Consider the following 344-nt stretch of genomic DNA (forward strand, 5'->3'; position numbering starts at 1 on the left):
CTGTCCTGCCAGCCGTCGCCGTCGCGGTCGTCGAACACCGTGCCCAGGATCAGCGACTCGTCGAGCAGCGGATCGGCGATCAGCTGGACTTCGGCGGTAGCCACGTTCGAGACCACCTTGCCGTTGTCGCGCATCAGCGCATGGTTGGTGTGGATGCCCGGACGCACGCCGGCGCCGACCCGCAGCAGGTAGGTGAACGTCGCCCGCTCACCGGCGGCGATGTCGACCTGGTCGACCTGGATCGGATAGGTACCGACCAGGCGGCCCGCGCCGTCGCGATCGGCCACGCTCAGCGAGCCGTCGACGAAGCTGAAGCCGGCCGGCGGCGTATCGACCAGGGTCGC

At 69.8% G+C, this 344-nt stretch carries 1 protein-coding gene; it reads right to left on the reverse strand.

Going from position 1 to position 344, the window contains the following annotated elements:
- The coding region (locus TX83_RS23585; RefSeq protein WP_186442689.1) for a hypothetical protein at positions 1-344 on the reverse strand (344 nt) is incomplete at both ends.

The sequence above is a fragment of the Lysobacter antibioticus HS124 genome, assembly GCF_000336385.2.
Taxonomy (GTDB): Bacteria; Pseudomonadota; Gammaproteobacteria; order Xanthomonadales; family Xanthomonadaceae; genus Lysobacter; species Lysobacter firmicutimachus.